This window comes from Veillonella parvula (genome assembly GCF_018378075.1).
GTDB classification, from domain to species: domain Bacteria; phylum Bacillota; class Negativicutes; order Veillonellales; family Veillonellaceae; genus Veillonella; species Veillonella parvula_K.
Map to the genome: position 1 here is coordinate 1 of NZ_JAGZYE010000006.1, position 15581 is coordinate 15581.

The following is a 15581-nucleotide window of genomic DNA, read 5'->3' on the forward strand; positions in this document are numbered from 1 at the left end:
CCGAATAAGTAAAGTACCACTATCTCTATAGTTTTCCGTCATTGTCGTAACTAATCCAATAAAAGTTTTAGCAATATCAATCAACTTACGCTGTTCCCAAGCATCAGTAAATCCTGAAAACCGAAGTTCAGGATATCGCTCTCCATTTTTAGGAAAAAGTTTCTGAAGCAACGCTTTTTTCTTCATATTTAGATGATCAAGCTTACGCTGATGAAGGGTAAGTAATTCATCAAATTTAGTTAATAGATTACTTATACAAACTGCCTCTTCAATAGATGGACATAAGGTAGTTGTATTCTGAACTACACTTATATAATGACGTGCATGTCCTAAAACTTCAAATCGTGTAGCATTTAATCGTTCAAATAAAAACCGTAAATTATGCTGACTTTTTGATGTTAAGATCTTTATAGCAGAAGATTTTAACATATAAGGAAAATCAACATACTTTCTATCAAGGGTAAAATCATCAAAAATTATTGATGGCTTATCATATGAATTTTTCTCATTTGTATAACCTAATATAAAGGCTTTATTTGCAGTTAAGACAGGCATATTAAATTTATCATTATAATTATCTGACTTAACTATATATGCATCAGGCCTTTCATATTCAAATAAATCTACAAACTTACGCTGTTCCCAATCTTCAGTAAATCCAGGAAATCGTAATTTAGGTACCCTCCGCGTTTCTTTACTCATCATAACCTCGCTTTTCTTCTATCATAACAACACTACCTTTCATTTACATAAGAATCTGCAAATTTATATAAAGCCGCCACAAGTTCATTACCATATTTAATTTTATTAAGGCTTACAATATCTGTATCTTGTGCTTTTGCTTGATATTCTGCACGTGCATCTTTTTTTAGCTTACTAATTCTACCAGTACTATCTAAATCCTGTTTACCAGCCGTATGTCGAGAAAATAGATCTAATATTTCGTCATTACTGATAACATCAATAATCCCCCATTTTAAACGGAAATCGAAAATATCATCTTTCATAATCATTGTATTTACATCTTCAATGACTTCCAAACTAGTTAACTTTACAGGATATTGGAGATTCTTTCCTTCTGGTGGATATGCACCATTATAAATTGCATCAACTGCATTATTAATTTGTTTTGCATATTGGCGATCATCTAAAGCCATTGCAAAATCATTAATTTTTTCACGATAATCCGCAGCTACATCCATACGTTTTTCATGAACAGCATTCATTAACGCTTCGATTAATTCAGTAAGATAGTCATAGTTAACACTAATTTGCTTTACATGTATCATACGTAGTTCAATTTGAGCAACTGGTACATCATGATTTTCAGCAATACGTTCTTTCAAGTCGTTATACAGAGATGTGGTTAACATTTCTTCCTGTTCAGGTGTCATCCCAAGCAATGTAACAAGCTCATCTGGATTATCATAGTCAAATCCGATGTCTTCTCCATTAACAACATCTGGATCATATTGTTTTAGCTTTGACATTCCAGCGCTATATGTACGCATAAGATTAAACATTTCTTCTTGCTTAGCTTCACTAGCAGGAACCTCTGTAAAGTTATCCGTCATATCTGCAAGACGATCTACCACTTGTTTTACTTCTTCAAATTGTTCTTTGAAAGGTTTCGCTAAAACACCACTATCAACTAAAACTTTTGTATCTACTAATGTGTCTTGTACATCAGCAGAGTGTTTATTCGCATAAATACTCAAAGCTCGATTCATGAGTTCTTCGTTTTTAGCTGGCCATCTGTAATTGACTATACGGCCCCATGGCTTTCCTTGATTATCGGCAATGCGATTGGTTCTAGAATACGCCTGAATTAGCATTGCATCCTTTAATGTACGATCCACATATAGTGTATTTAGTTGTGGTGCATCAAAACCAGTCAAAAGTTGATCTACAACGATAACAATATCTAAATATTGCCCATCTTGTGCTGTACGATTTAAGCGTGTTGTTAAATCCTGAGTATAGCCCGATACATCATCTAAGCCAAAACTAGTACCAAACATTTTATTGTAATGTTTCATAGCACGTAATAGACCATCATTTGTACTTAATTGATTATCACTATTGTTAGTACTCATGCTGAAAGTAATACCAACTTTTAATGTAGGAAGCCCTTGCTTTTGGCGTTCTTGATTCACTCGTTCAAATTCTTCAAAGTACATTAGTGCCATTGGTGTACTTGGTCTATTTCCACCTACATGTGTAGTAAGCATTGCATTATAAGCACCATCACTAGAACGGTTTCGCCAATTTTTAAAGATATCTTCTACTACCAATCGTACATGATTAGGATTATTATCATAGAAACTTGGTTCAATCATGTCATCCATATCATTGTCGGTAAGGTTAGCGATTTTACGTTCAATATCTTGTTCATTCCAATCAGGATATTGTGCCTTATAAAATTTGGGTAAGTACTCTTGTTTCATTTGATCTTCGGCAATTGTAGTTTCAAAATCCACTTTAAAACCTAATACATTTTTATCTGCAATAGCTTCTCGAATAGTATATGCATGTAACAACTTACCAAAGACTTCATGAGTTTTAGTACCTTTTTTACCAACCACCTTATCAAACATAGGTGTTCCTGTATAGCCAACCCAAGCAGCACCTTTGAATACTTTTTGTAAGTCCTCAAAGCTTTCACCACCGGTAGACCTATGTGCCTCATCGACAATAAACACAAAGTTCTTATTAGGTACTACAAAGTCTTTACGATTAATGAGAGTATTTAGTTTTTGTACAGAGGTAACAATGATGCCATACCCTTTTTCATTTAATTTTTTCTTTAACGCTGAAGTATTCTCTGTTCCACCAACAGTATCAAATTGTTTACCATCAATATCAATAGAGCCTTCAGGATCATAGGCTTTATAATTTGCTTCAGTTTGTTTCGTTAGCGCTATACGGTCAACGACGAATACAACCTTATCAACATTTGGCATGCGACTCGCCAACCAGGCAGTTTTAAAACTAGTAATCGTTTTACCTGATCCTGTTGTATGCCAGACATAACCTAATTTATTAATTGGCAAATCAAAATCAGCCCGTTTTAATTCATTTAAAACTGCTTTTGTAGCATATACTTGATAAGGACGCATAACCTTAAGCATTTGTTTATTCTTAGTACCATCAAGAATAGTAAACAATGTAGACATTTGATGTGCCATTGGTATGCTAAGGAACATATCTGCAAATGTAGTCCAATTGCGAACAACCTTGTTATCATTAGGATTTTGCCATTCAAAAGCAAAGTCTTTATTAAATAAATCCGCCGTAGTATTCGCCATATATTTAATTCTATTTGGCGTCATTGCAACTAAAATTTGAACTGTTGAGAAAATATCACTGTATTGTTTCTCTTGAATATATTGATGCATTTGATTTAATGCTTCATCTACATGATGTTTAACAGATTTTTCCTCAATTTGAATAATAGGTAAACCATTAATAAGTAGCGTTGTGTCAAAACGGCGTTCTGGACGACCTGCAATTTGCGGCTCTCGCTTGATTTGACTAACCACTTGATAGACAGTATTACCTGCCCCTATTTGTTTTTGATCAAATACTGTTAAAAATACATGGCGGCCATCATCTAGGTCAACTTCTACTTGAGATACGCCATTTATACCATATAGAAACTGTCCTGCTTGATATGGTGTATACAGTTCATTAATCACCTTTTGAACTTGTTTAAATTCTGTATCACTTAATGGTTGTGTCAATTGATTTTGGTTCAATTGATATAAAATCTTGCGGAAGTTATCCCAAAGTGCCTCGGTTGTTTTTATAGTTGGCTCATATTTCCAAAGTTTACTTTTATAAACCTTCATATTACCATAAGCATCTATTGTATCACCTATTTGATTAGAGTTACCTGTATTACTCACAATCCCAGTTGATAATTGCTCAATTAATTTATTTTCAAATTCTAGCTCTGTCATATTAGTTTACTCCCCGTAACATAATAATTGCTTTACGATATGTGTTATCTGCCACACGCTGTTTTAATGATCTCAGTCGTAATTGTTTAAAATAAATATCTCCCATAATACGTTGCGTTTCAATTGATGGTAGTTTTGGTAACTGTATTTCTTTTAATAAGCTAAGACTATATCGTACAACCTGACTTCCCTGTAAGTTTTGTTTGAACTGCCTTTTAATTTTAGAATTCTCATTAATTAAATAAGCCATATATTTTTTATCTATAGGTATATTTAAAGGCTCCATCCGAACATAGTTTTGAGTAAAAAGATAACCTTCATGATCACGGGTAACGAGTGTAGCCATGCCAGATATTGTACTAAATATTAAATCTCCGGCTTTAAGAGTAGAGCCTTTATATTCTGTACGAATTTGTTTCCTATCACTCATATCTCCAGGTACACCAGTTAAATCTTCATATAATTCGTTCTGCCCATACAAGGTATATAGCACTGCATCTTTACTAGTGCTTTCCTCTAATCGATATTGTGATACCCCTGTATTACTATGAAACATATCTTTAATATACACTATGTCACCTCTTCCTCAAAAACAGTTTTCATTTTATATTTATTTTTGCATGTAAAAAAATTACACTGTATAACTTTTAACTTAAGTATACAGTGTAATCCATATAAAAGCAATCATATTTTTGTAATTTTTTAAAATGCAATTCTATTTCGTCATTTGTTGATATTTACTAAATTCAGTCTTAGCTACATCAATCATCTTTCTATATAGAGCCTGATTAGATTGCATATCTGTATAGCGAATAAACTCACCCGTTTTATCAAATGGTTTAGATTCTGCAACAAACGGATTAACATGAGAAGCTACACCAGCTTCTCTCCCAATAATTAATGTATCATGATATGGATTTACATAAAACAGATAGTAAGTACCTAAATGACTTCCTCCAGATGAACAATAGGCCACAGGGACTAACCCATAATCCTTAAATGTGCGCATAGAATATGCTACAACTTCAGATACAACACCATCATTCAAAGACATATCTGCAACAACCCAACCATTGTGAGGACCATATCCCTCCCTTTTACCAGCTAGCTCAGATGTTCTTGCCTGACAACTAAAAGTTGTTATGTAGATAGCTAGTAACATTAATAAAAATTTTCTCATTTTAATTTTCCCACTTGATTCATTCAAATAATTTTTACATTATTATATTCTAGAATACTCTGCAAAAGTATGAGTAGTTTCATTTTCAATAATCATATAATTAGGATTATCATCTGCTATAGTAATTTGATCAATATATCTTCCACCAAACAAAGAAACTCTGATATAAGTTTTCCCGTCTATATGATTTATATCTTTAATAGTATAATTTGCTTTGCCTAAATTATGAGTGTCTACATGTAAATAATAACCACTCTTAGATATCCATGATCCTTGCATAGTAAATGCATCTACAGCTAATACTGTGAAACTGCATAAAACCAAAAATATTGATAATAGTAAAAATTTATAATATCGCATAGTTTCTCCTTACTGATAAACAAAATATTTTTCTACTTAGTATTCTTAATATCATAGGTAACCATTTCTTTTGGCATCTTAGCCCCTAGTCCACTTTGGAATGTATTATAGTAATCCTTATTGTTATTAGTATCTACATATTGCACAATATCCCGCAAATCTTTTGTCAATAGATTACTATTATTAGACATAATAAAGTGTGTATATACATATTGTTTGTCATGAGATATTAACATATACAAAGTTGTTTTAGGGCGCTTAATTTGCAAGTATACAGATGGCATAGCATCATTCCATACGGTAGCAAATTGAATTGGTTGTCGCATCGAATATTTGTCAGACATAATGATACTTCGTACAACTTTTGGGAATATATTCTCTAGATGCTGCATATCAGTATCTGCTATTGGCATCACCATAATCCCCTCTTTATAATAATCGCTATCATGTATGTACATATACGAATCGCTTTTATCTACCCGTACCATTTTACTTGTTTTTAGTGTTAAAAATGTAAAATCATTAATTTTTAATGTCTTACTTTTAGAAAGGATATCCTTAGCTGGCTCAATAGATGGTAGAACATAGTTTACCAAAGGTGACATTATAATTTCTTTAGTCTTATCTGCACCTTGTTTCTCCAATGAATTCAACTGTTTTTTAGGTGTCAAATTGTAACCGATATGATAGGAAATTGTAGGTGTATCCTTCATTGTAAAATTGATACTCCCTACCATCGGAGTCCCCTTAGCATATGTTACATCCCATGTAGCTTTTTCTATAGTAGGATACATAAATTTATCAGCATATAATGAAGGATTAGGCGCTTTATACACTCCAGCTGTTTTCTCTGCAATAGCTTTCATATCATCAATAGTCAACTTGTTATATGGAATCTTACTATCTTCCCAATTATTTCCAGCTGGTTGATGTCGTAATTCATAGGCCATAATCCCATTAGGACTCATAATCATTGCCTGTTTGAACGCAGAGGTGCCATCTGAAATTTTTTCAGTATTGCCATACCGACTTGGATATGGCATAGTAAATTTTATATTTGTTCCATCCTCCTTTAAAATAAATACTGTTGAAGAAAAATTTAGTGAATGGTTTAACTCACGATTTGAATAAATTACCTTATCTAAATCTATATCACCATTACCTACCACTGCTTTGGGCATATAATTTTTTATCTCTGCTTCAACCTCGCGTTCTATCTTCTGTGCATCTGAATCAGTCTTGCGATAATTTTGATATGAATCCTTTGATATGGTAGAATCCGCACCTGGTATATTAATATCAATTGCTTGGCTACCTAATGTCACAAAACTAAAACATAGTGCAGCCATTAACGCACGTTTCATCATAAACTCTCATCCTTTCACATAATGTCTCCCCAATATTATATATATAGAATATCATATTTTATTTGACTCATAGTAGTATAATATAAATATAGGAACAAGGAGGTAATTACTATGAAATTTACAAAACGTATACTCATCATGACTGCTTTAGCCGTAACCGCTGTTGTATCTACTGGATTTGCTTACGATTATGTATGCAATAACTCTCAGTACAATTGCAACACTAACACACAATACAACTCCGATAACAATACGAACAATACTAACTATGCACCAGGCACCAATAACAACCAAAATTATTGCGGTCCAAACTCTAATACTAGAGGATGCGGCGGATTTAGAAGATAATATGGTAAATACGATAAAGGCCTATAGTACTAAAAATGTACTATAGGCTTTTGTCGTATATTACAAGAATACTATTTAATTCATCAAAATACAGTTAGGATCAATATAGCAACATACTTTTATCAGGAGTTCATTCTGTTAAAGTATTCAATGGCTTTTGGTGTAAAACCAATATAGGTATTACCAGCTGCGTACGGTCCTAGTTCATATGGTTGGTAAACTAGATCAATGTTCCCCTTACCACGTAAGCAATAGTTATCGGTTACATATTTTACACTCCATCCACTTGGAATATAGCTCTTTGTATGATTACCTGTATAATAACTTAATACATGGGATCGTAAGCCGTTATCCAATTGTGCTGCATTCGCAATTTTTATATAGTTATATAATGGAATGCGTTGACCTGTTACTTTATTATATACAAGACCTCTTGTATTATACATACCATGAGCAGCTCCGGCGTAGTAATAATAGGTAGTTAGTAGGATTGAAACAACTTGACTATCCTCATAGGTAACCTTATAGTTTTGAGAAACTTGATAAATATGTTGGTTGTAATACATATCCTTTGCTTCGAGTACATAATTTGCAATATCTGTATTAATAACTCTTTGAGCATAAGCATGATCTGTATAAACTAAAGGATACTTTAAATCTAAATTTACATCTGATTGACTGCCTGTAACAACAGTTGCATACGTTGGTACAGTTAACATAACACCTAACATAGAGGTCATACATAGCTTTTTAAAGATTCCCATAATAATGTCTCCTTTTACAAGCACCTTAAATAGGTTTATTACTATGTTAGTTCTACAAGCTATAATAAAACTCCTCTTTTATATTTTACTTTTTTGATAGTTTATTTCACTTTATAAAACAGCTAAAACGATTTAGTATTTTACACTAAAATATAAATGTAGCTATATCATACTTTCACCATACAAAAAAGGACCCTCCAAAGAGAGTCCTTAATCTGTATTATTATGCTATTAAGCGTTTTTAGCTACTTCCATAAACTCATTTATCTTATTTCTTATGAAGAGCCATATTTTCAAAAGCTGTACCATAAGCTTCTTTAAAGATATAGTTACCTACAACATATTTAGGATCACGCAAAGCTACATCAACATATTGTTGTGGAATATTACCGAAATTCCCCAAAGCCACACCTTCATAATTAAAATCTTCCACACTATTTATCGTTAATTTCATACCAGAGCTAGCTTGTTTAGCATATATGAGGAGTGAATAGTCTTGTGCATACTGTGGAGTGTACGTAATACGCTGGCTACAGAATGGTTTATATTATAACGATAAGTAACTAAAACCTTGTGAATATATGAGTTAGTTCTACGACTATTATTATTTTCAACCTCATATACAACTGCCTGTGCTTTATAAATAAACTGGTTCTCTTCTATTCTTTTAATAGAACTCTTGTCTACAAAATACGTAATGGCATTTTTCCCTGTAAGAATAGGAATATTATTCTTATCATTTTTAATAGCTTCCATCGATATAGCTTGAATTTGTAATGGTATTACTATACATACTAACAATAACATAGAAAATAACTTTTTCATTAATTTAAATCCTCTCTTTTAATATTATCACACACATTATATGTATAGAATATCATATTATAAAAGTATTGATAATCTATTACTTTCACCACATAAAAAAGGACCCTCCAAAGAGAGTCCTCAATATATATATGGTTATGCTATTAAGCGTTTTTAGCTACTTCAACAAGTTTAGCGAATGCTGCTGCATCGTTAACTGCCAAGTCAGCCAACATTTTACGGTTAACTTCAACGCCTGCTTTAGCTAAACCAGCGATGAAACGACTGTAAGTCAAGCCATTGATTCGAGCCGCTGCGTTGATACGAGCGATCCACAATTGACGGAATTCGCGTTTTTTCGCACGACGGTCACGACGAGCGTAGTACAACGCTTTCATTACTGTTTCGTTAGCTTTTTTGAACAAACGGGAACGTGTACCGCGGTAACCTTTAGCTAATTTTAAAATCTTTTTATGACGTGCATGAGCTGTAACGCCCTTTTTCACTCTTGCCATTGTATATTCCTCCTAAATTACGATGTATCGATCTAATAGTTAACGATTAAGCGTATGGTAAGCATTTAGCTACGCGTTTGTGGTCAGCTTTTGCAACCAATGTAGCTTTACGTAAATTACGTTTACGAGCTGGAGATTTTTTCTCAAGAATGTGGCTTTTGAAAGCTTTCGCACGCTTGAATTCACCAGTACCAGTTACTGCGAAACGTTTAGCCGCTGCGCGACGAGTTTTAATTTTTGGCATAATATAATCCTCCCAATACCTTATTTACTTACTAAAATCATGGTCATGTTACGACCTTCTAATTTAGCTGCTTTTTCAATAGACGCCGTTTCTTTGAGTTCTTCAGCAAAACGTGTCAACACTGCCATGCCTAGTTCTGGATGTGAAAGTTCACGACCGCGGAACATAATGGTTACTTTTACTTTGTTACCTTCAGCCAAGAATTTGGATGCGTTTTTCATTTTTACGTAAAAGTCATGGTCTTCAATATGTGGACGTAATTTGACTTCTTTCAAAGTTACGATTTTTTGTTTCTTTTTCGCTTCTTTCTCGCGTTTTTGTTGTTCATAACGATATTTACCGTAGTTCATAATGCGAGCTACTGGTGGTTTAGCGTTAGGTGCAATTTCCACAAGATCAAGATGCTGTTCTTCAGCCAATGCCAACGCCTCACGGCCAGACATAATACCGATTTGTTCGTTTTCAGGACCTACGACACGAAGTTCACGAGCACGAATCTCTTCATTAATGCGTGGTGTATCCTTGCTAATAGCGTTCACCTCCAAGAGAATAAAAAAAACGGACGGCAAACACCATCCGAATAGAATTCTCTATATTAACCTCATACTTCTTGGTATTAGGTGAGTGGCGGATGGCCTCTGCTTCATAAATTACTTAATTATAATAACAAATTAGATAATGAAAGTCAACAACAATCTTAAGTTGCTCTCAGCAATTTATTATTACAACTCTTACAGTATAACAGAGATTATAAGTTCTGTATATAGGCATACTTACTGACACCTATCCCCCTTTATGTATACAATATTTCTATAATATGATTTTTAATTCTATAGAAAAATACGATACAATAATATATATAATATATACTACCTAGCAAGGTATTATCTAACAACATATTATCTAACTGAGTATTATTTAAGTGAGTATTATCTAGCTATGTATTATCTAACTAGATATTTTTAAACTGAGTATTATCTAACTAAACATTATCTAACTAAGTATTATACAGTAATAGGTATTACACAAACTGAAAGGGGTTTTATTATGAGTGTAACAACTAGCTTGCCTCCTCAAAAGGCTCGTACAACAGTTCAAAATATAGGTCTTATTCTTGCTTTTATTGTGTTAGTTGGCATTTTATTATTACCAACACCAGAGACATTATCTACTGGTGGACATCGCATGATTGGTGTCCTCGCCTTTGCTATCATCTTGTGGATGACATCGGCTGTATCCTATCCGGTAAGTGCGACTATGATTACGGCACTCACTGCCTTATTACTAGGCTTCTCTCCAAATCCAGAAGCGCCAGCGAAAGCTATGGGCACGGCCAATGCCTTAAAGCTGATTATTTCAGGTTATTCTTCCCCTGCGATGATTCTCGTAGGTGCAGCGATGTTTATTTCCGTAGCCATGCGTAAAACAGGTCTCGATCGTCGCATAGCCATGCTCGTATTATCTAGTGTAGGTACAAAGGTTAGCCACATTTATTTAGGTGTTATTATTACAGGCCTTATTCTCGCCTTCTTTGTACCAAGTGCAACGGCTCGTATTGCTTGTTTGGCTCCAATTATTATCGGTATCGTCGAAAACTTAGGTATTGAACGTAAAAGCCGTGTAGCAGCCCTACTCATGGTAGGTGCCATACAAGCAGATACATTTTGGAATATTATGATTCAAACAGCTGCCGCTCAAAACCTCGTAGCTGTTGGGTTTATGCAAACACAGATGAACACATCGGTAAGTTGGATTGATTGGCTCACAGCAGCTGCACCGTTCTCCATAATTATGGCTATCATTACCTACTTTGTAACGCAAGCTTTTATTAAACCAGAGTTTAAAGAGCTCGTTGGCGGTGATGTCCAACTCGCTAAAATGCGCAAAGAAATCGGTCCCATGTCATTTGATGAAAAGAAACTATTATGCATCTCTATTGGTTTATTAGCATTGTGGGCAACAGGGGGTAAACTACACTCTATCGATACCACAACAACTACGATTATTGCAATTGCCTTATTCTTCTTCCCTAAAATTGGCATTATGGACTGGAAGTTTGCACAACCAAATATCGACTGGGGATCGATTGTCATGTTTGGGGCTGGTATCGGTCTTGGCTCTGTATTACTTAAAACAAAAGCTGCTACTTGGCTCGCACAGGTATTTGTAAATGCCTTTTCCCTTGAAACGGCAAGCGTGTTCCTTTTAATTGCTATTATGGCCGCCTTCCTGATTTTAATCCATCTTGGATTTGCATCAGCTACAGCTCTCTCTTCTGCCATGATTCCTATCGTAATATCCATCGTTATGGGACATTCTGCAGAAGGACTTAATCCACTTGGCGTAACAATGCTCATGCAATATGCAATCTGCTTCGGTCTGGTACTACCAGTAAACTCTCCACAAGGCATGGTAGCTTATGGTACAGATACATTCGATGTAAAAACATTTATGACTACAGGCATTCCATTAACCATCATCGGCTATATCATGATGCTCGTATTTGCACTTACATACTGGCACTGGATTGGAATTGCGTAAGTCTAAATATTCTAAATAGACCAAACACTCTAAATAATTCTAATATTTTAAATTAAACATACTATAAGAGGCTCTGTCTTATGACAGAGCCTCTTGATTTTTATATAAGTTTCAATATAAAACGTCTATATTCTTTTCAATGTAAAGCTTTCACAAATAATTATCTATTCTAATTCCTTACCTTTAAGTTCAGGAATTAAGAACACGGTTGCCAATATATCGATTACATAGACAATCGCCAAGAATGCAATTGCCACTTGGTACGAGTACATTGAGATAATCATACCTACTACCATTGGGCTAAAGCCACCTACAGCTCGACCGATGTTAAATAATACGTTTTGAGCCGTTGCGCGAGCACTTGTTGGATAAGCTTCTGCCATTAAGGCACCGTAGCCACCCATCATGCCATTTACAGAGGCCCCTAGAATAGCGCCAGCAAATAGCATAGCTGTTGGATCAGATAGTTGAGAGTAAATCAAGATAGATGCCACAGCACATACTTGGAACAAGATAAATGTTGGTTTACGACCAATTTTATCCGCCAATCGTCCGAATAACCAAATGCCAAGCATCATACCACATACGGTAACGGCAGTCCACAGACCCGATTTTGTAAGAGAAAAACCTAATTGCTTACTCAAGAAGTTAGGCAACCAGATCATAATACCGTAATAACCAAAGTTTTGAACAGATGTTAAAACAGCAACACCTATAGAGGTCTTTGTAGTTCTTACATCTTTTACTAATAACTTGAATGAGTTTGTATGGGAATGTTCCTTAGTTTCTTTACTATGAACAAAGATTTCTGGTTCATGTAATTTCGCACGGAAGAACCAAGCGACAAAGGCAGGAATAATGCCAACCATGAACATACCACGCCATCCAATATAAGGAAGTAATACAGGGGTTAACAGTGCTGCGGCCAATACGCCTAACTGCCAGCCGATGGCAACATAGCTTGTTGCCTTTGCACGGTGTTGTGCAGGCCATGCTTCAGCTGCTAAGGCCATACCAATGCCGAATTCACCGCCTAGGCCGATGCCAGCAATTGTACGATATATGAGAAGATCCCAATACCCTTGTGCAAAAGCACATAAACCAGTAAATATAGCAAATAAGACAATAGTCCATGTCAACACACGAACACGACCAAACTTGTCTGACAAGGTACCAAAGATAAAGCCACCGATTACAGCACCTACCAAGGTCCACGTCACAAGTGAACCTGCTTGACCAGTAGTCAAGCCTAAATCCCCCGAAATCAAGGTTAGCATAAAGCCGAGAATCAAGAGATCAAACCCATCCATGGCATAACCTATAGATGAACCAATAACAGCTTTCCAACCGTATGAATTTACTTCTTTCATAGTCATTTCCTTTCGCTACTCACAGGTAACAATTAAAGAGAATATAATAACAAAATCCCCCTCATATAATCTCACCACTAATAAATTATACAGACTAATCATAATTGTGCAAGATGTGAGGGGGATTTTTATCAATATAAACAATAGATATTTAATTAATTACGTTCTTTAATTTCAATCTTAATAGAATTAAAGAATTCTTCGAATGGTACAGAACCTAATTCATCACCGCCGTGTTTACGAACGTTAACTGTGCCTTCTTCAACCTCTTTATCACCCACAACAAGCATGTAAGGAACTTTTGCCATTTGCGCTTGGCGGATTTTGTAGCCGATTTTTTCGCTGCGATCATCCACTTCTACACGTACATAGTCGCGGTGCATTTGTTTTGCCAATTCTTTAGCATATTCAACGTGTTTTTCAGAGATAGGCAAGATTTTAACTTGTACAGGAGCCATCCATGTTGGGAATGCGCCTGCATAATGTTCAGTTAAGATACCAATGAAACGTTCCATAGAGCCGAAGCATGCACGGTGAATCATGATAGGACGATGTTTTTGACCATCTTCACCAATGTATTCAATTTGGAAACGTTCAGGCAAGTTCATATCTAATTGGATAGTACCACATTGCCATGTACGACCTAAGGAGTCTTCGATATGGTAGTCAAGTTTAGGACCGTAGAATGCGCCGTCGCCAGGGTTGATTACGTATGGAATACCTTTCGCTTCGATAGCATTACGCAATGCTTCTGTCGCTGCTTCCCAAATTGCGTCATCACCCATTGCATTATCAGGTTTAGTGGACAGTTCTACATGATACTTCAAACCGAATTGACTATAGATACGGTCGAACAATTCGATAACTTTCATCAACTCAGTTTGCATTTGATCTGGCAACATGAATACATGAGCATCGTCTTGTGTGAACGCACGTACACGGAATAAGCCGTGTAATGCACCGGACAATTCATGACGGTGAACTAGACCGAGTTCAGCGTAACGCAATGGGAAGTCACGATAGGAATGCATTTCGTTTTGGTAAACCAAGATACCACCTGGGCAGTTCATAGGTTTAATTGCATATTCTTCATCGTCGATGATTGTAGTGTACATATTTTCACGGTAATGATCCCAGTGACCAGAAGTTTCCCACAAATGTTTACTTAAGATGATAGGTGTACGAATTTCTTCATAATCAAAATCATGGTGAACTTCACGCCAGAAGTTTTCTAATTCGTTGCGAAGAGCCATACCTTTTGGTAAGAAGAATGGGAAGCCAGGACCTTCTTCTTTGATAACAAACAAGCCAAGTTCTTTACCAAGTTTACGGTGGTCACGTTTAGCCGCTTCTTCAAGCAAGTGAAGGTATGCATCAAGTTCTTCTTTCTTTTCAAATGCAGTACCGTAAATACGTTGCAACATTTTATTTTTTTCATCGCCGCGCCAGTATGCACCTGCAATGCTTTGTAATTTGAAAGCTTTCACCTTGCCAGTGGATGCCACGTGAGGTCCTGCGCAAAGATCGATGAAATCGCCTTGAGAGTAGCAGGAGATTACAGCATCTTCAGGAAGGTCTTGAATCAATTCTACCTTGTAGTCTTCGTTTTTAGATTTGAAGAACTCGATAGCTTCTTGACGAGGCATAACGGATTTAGTAATCGGTAAATTTTCTTTTACGATGCGGCTCATTTCCTTTTCGATTTTACCTAAATCTTCTGGAGTCAAAGTATGTTCCATATCGATATCATAGTAGAAACCTTTGTCGATAGCGGGTCCAATAGCCAATTTAGCTTCAGGCCATAAACGTTTGACAGCTTGAGCCAAGATATGAGAAGCTGTGTGGCGCAATGTATGTTTACCACCATCTTCTTCGAATGTTAAGAATGCTACTTCAGAACCATCTACAAGTTCTTCGCGAAGGTCTGTTAATTCGCCATTTACGTTTGCAGCTAATACTTTTTTAGCTAAGCTGTTAGATAGTTGTTTTACTGCTTCCCCAAGAGTAGTGCCAGCAGCGTATTCCTTTGCACTACCATCAGGTAAAATGATTTTTACATCTGCCATTTTTCTTTCCTCCAATTTATAAACTAGGATAGCTTTGATTTTTCACTGTCCCCAATAGAC

The 15581-nt window shown here is 35.5% G+C and carries 16 protein-coding genes; 2 read left to right on the forward strand and 14 right to left on the reverse strand.

Annotated elements, in window-relative coordinates:
* The 6 genes from KH286_RS06415 to KH286_RS06440 form a co-directional block, all read right to left on the reverse strand.
* A partial coding sequence (locus KH286_RS06415; RefSeq protein WP_278617768.1) for a restriction endonuclease subunit S occupies window positions 1–705 on the reverse strand: 705 nt, incomplete at its 3' end.
* A gap of 29 nt (window positions 706–734) precedes the next feature.
* Window positions 735–3962, reverse strand: coding sequence for a type I restriction endonuclease subunit R (locus KH286_RS06420; RefSeq protein WP_278617769.1), 3228 nt, complete (start codon window positions 3960–3962; stop codon window positions 735–737).
* Between the two features lies 1 nt (window position 3963).
* On the reverse strand, window positions 3964–4533 hold the full coding sequence (locus KH286_RS06425; RefSeq protein WP_119563176.1) for a restriction endonuclease subunit S: 570 nt from the start codon (window positions 4531–4533) through the stop codon (window positions 3964–3966).
* A gap of 144 nt (window positions 4534–4677) precedes the next feature.
* On the reverse strand, window positions 4678–5124 hold the full coding sequence (locus tag KH286_RS06430; RefSeq protein ID WP_278617770.1) for a hypothetical protein: 447 nt from the start codon (window positions 5122–5124) through the stop codon (window positions 4678–4680).
* Window positions 5125–5184: 60 nt separating this feature from the next.
* On the reverse strand, window positions 5185–5502 hold the full coding sequence (locus KH286_RS06435; protein ID WP_119563178.1) for a hypothetical protein: 318 nt from the start codon (window positions 5500–5502) through the stop codon (window positions 5185–5187).
* Between the two features lie 32 nt (window positions 5503–5534).
* Window positions 5535–6869, reverse strand: a complete 1335-nt coding sequence (locus KH286_RS06440; RefSeq protein WP_278617771.1) for a hypothetical protein — start codon at window positions 6867–6869, stop codon at window positions 5535–5537.
* A gap of 111 nt (window positions 6870–6980) precedes the next feature.
* Here KH286_RS06440 and KH286_RS06445 point away from each other — a divergent pair, with 111 nt between their 5' ends.
* The gene (locus KH286_RS06445) at window positions 6981–7217 is read left to right on the forward strand and encodes a hypothetical protein (protein WP_038125447.1); all 237 of its coding nucleotides are present in this window, start codon (window positions 6981–6983) and stop codon (window positions 7215–7217) included.
* Between the two features lie 122 nt (window positions 7218–7339).
* On the opposite strand, the gene KH286_RS06450 is transcribed toward KH286_RS06445, so the two are convergent.
* From KH286_RS06450 to infC, 6 genes are all read right to left on the reverse strand, one after another.
* Window positions 7340–7981 (reverse strand): PdaC/SigV domain-containing protein, encoded by a 642-nt coding sequence (locus KH286_RS06450; RefSeq protein WP_227037082.1) that lies wholly within the window; start codon window positions 7979–7981, stop codon window positions 7340–7342.
* A gap of 268 nt (window positions 7982–8249) precedes the next feature.
* Window positions 8250–8435, reverse strand: a complete 186-nt coding sequence (locus tag KH286_RS06455) for a hypothetical protein (RefSeq protein WP_278617772.1) — start codon at window positions 8433–8435, stop codon at window positions 8250–8252.
* Window positions 8432–8806: a hypothetical protein gene (locus tag KH286_RS06460; protein ID WP_278617773.1), complete on the reverse strand. Its 375-nt coding sequence runs from the start codon at window positions 8804–8806 to the stop codon at window positions 8432–8434. The genes KH286_RS06455 and KH286_RS06460 overlap by 4 nt, the downstream gene beginning before the upstream one ends.
* A 143-nt stretch (window positions 8807–8949) precedes the next feature.
* Window positions 8950–9300: a 50S ribosomal protein L20 gene (gene rplT, locus KH286_RS06465; protein WP_119563182.1), complete on the reverse strand. Its 351-nt coding sequence runs from the start codon at window positions 9298–9300 to the stop codon at window positions 8950–8952.
* A gap of 46 nt (window positions 9301–9346) precedes the next feature.
* Entirely contained in the window at window positions 9347–9544 is a 198-nt protein-coding gene (rpmI, locus tag KH286_RS06470) for a 50S ribosomal protein L35 (protein ID WP_004696338.1), read from the reverse strand.
* Between the two features lie 20 nt (window positions 9545–9564).
* Entirely contained in the window at window positions 9565–10083 is a 519-nt protein-coding gene (gene infC, locus KH286_RS06475; RefSeq protein ID WP_038150063.1) for a translation initiation factor IF-3, read from the reverse strand.
* Between the two features lie 508 nt (window positions 10084–10591).
* Here infC and KH286_RS06480 point away from each other — a divergent pair.
* Complete coding sequence (locus KH286_RS06480; RefSeq protein ID WP_278617774.1) at window positions 10592–12085, forward strand: DASS family sodium-coupled anion symporter; 1494 nt, start codon at window positions 10592–10594, stop codon at window positions 12083–12085.
* Window positions 12086–12249: 164 nt separating this feature from the next.
* On the opposite strand, the gene KH286_RS06485 is transcribed toward KH286_RS06480, so the two are convergent.
* Both KH286_RS06485 and thrS read right to left on the reverse strand, forming a co-directional pair.
* Complete coding sequence (locus KH286_RS06485) at window positions 12250–13455, reverse strand: MFS transporter (RefSeq protein ID WP_278471754.1); 1206 nt, start codon at window positions 13453–13455, stop codon at window positions 12250–12252.
* 155 nt (window positions 13456–13610) lie between these two features.
* Entirely contained in the window at window positions 13611–15521 is a 1911-nt protein-coding gene (thrS, locus tag KH286_RS06490; protein ID WP_118091341.1) for a threonine--tRNA ligase, read from the reverse strand.
* Between the last annotated feature and the right edge of the window lie 60 nt (window positions 15522–15581).

Coding starts and splice junctions, on each gene's coding strand:
- KH286_RS06445 (WP_038125447.1), top strand. CDS start 6,981: ATGAAATTTACAAAACGTATACTCATCATGACTGCTTTAGCCGTAACC.
- KH286_RS06480 (WP_278617774.1), top strand. CDS start 10,592: ATGAGTGTAACAACTAGCTTGCCTCCTCAAAAGGCTCGTACAACAGTT.
- KH286_RS06420 (WP_278617769.1), bottom strand. CDS start 3,962: ATGACAGAGCTAGAATTTGAAAATAAATTAATTGAGCAATTATCAACT.
- KH286_RS06440 (WP_278617771.1), bottom strand. CDS start 6,869: ATGATGAAACGTGCGTTAATGGCTGCACTATGTTTTAGTTTTGTGACA.
- KH286_RS06430 (WP_278617770.1), bottom strand. CDS start 5,124: ATGTTACTAGCTATCTACATAACAACTTTTAGTTGTCAGGCAAGAACA.
- thrS (WP_118091341.1), bottom strand. CDS start 15,521: ATGGCAGATGTAAAAATCATTTTACCTGATGGTAGTGCAAAGGAATAC.
- rplT (WP_119563182.1), bottom strand. CDS start 9,300: ATGGCAAGAGTGAAAAAGGGCGTTACAGCTCATGCACGTCATAAAAAG.
- KH286_RS06460 (WP_278617773.1), bottom strand. CDS start 8,806: ATGAAAAAGTTATTTTCTATGTTATTGTTAGTATGTATAGTAATACCA.
- KH286_RS06450 (WP_227037082.1), bottom strand. CDS start 7,981: ATGGGAATCTTTAAAAAGCTATGTATGACCTCTATGTTAGGTGTTATG.
- KH286_RS06485 (WP_278471754.1), bottom strand. CDS start 13,455: ATGAAAGAAGTAAATTCATACGGTTGGAAAGCTGTTATTGGTTCATCT.
- KH286_RS06435 (WP_119563178.1), bottom strand. CDS start 5,502: ATGCGATATTATAAATTTTTACTATTATCAATATTTTTGGTTTTATGC.
- rpmI (WP_004696338.1), bottom strand. CDS start 9,544: ATGCCAAAAATTAAAACTCGTCGCGCAGCGGCTAAACGTTTCGCAGTA.
- KH286_RS06455 (WP_278617772.1), bottom strand. CDS start 8,435: ATGAAATTAACGATAAATAGTGTGGAAGATTTTAATTATGAAGGTGTG.